The organism is Microvirga sp. HBU67558 (genome assembly GCF_018069605.1).
Taxonomy (GTDB): domain Bacteria; phylum Pseudomonadota; class Alphaproteobacteria; order Rhizobiales; family Beijerinckiaceae; genus Microvirga; species Microvirga terrae.
This window is the reverse complement of sequence record NZ_JAGPUP010000113.1, coordinates 1-298: the sequence shown is the minus strand read 5'-3', so window position 1 is coordinate 298 and position 298 is coordinate 1. Positions and strand designations below refer to the sequence as shown.

The following is a 298-nucleotide window of genomic DNA, read 5'->3' as shown; positions in this document are numbered from 1 at the left end:
CGGCTCCCACCGCACGACCGACGTGCTGCTGTTCCTGCTGGCCCATCCACGCTGGGAGATGGTGTGCCAACCCAAGTACGCAGCCTACCTCAACCTGATCGAGCCTTGGTGGAAGATCCTGCGCTCGCTTGCGTTGGTGGGCCGGCGGTTTGAGACCTGGGACGAAATCAGCGATGCGATCCACCCCTCTATGATCTACTGGAACGCGCACCGCCATCTCTTTGTCTGGGGTAAGCGCCGCCGCCATCGGCCCCGCCGCTCACCCGGAATCGCCCTCCTGCCGAGGGCGGCATGACTT

General features: G+C 64.4%; 1 pseudogene. It reads left to right on the top strand.

From position 1 onward, the window contains the following. Nucleotides 1–295 (top strand): annotated as a pseudogene (locus tag KBI52_RS00455) (hypothetical protein); the annotation flags it as partial. Between the last annotated feature and the right edge of the window lie 3 nt (nucleotides 296–298).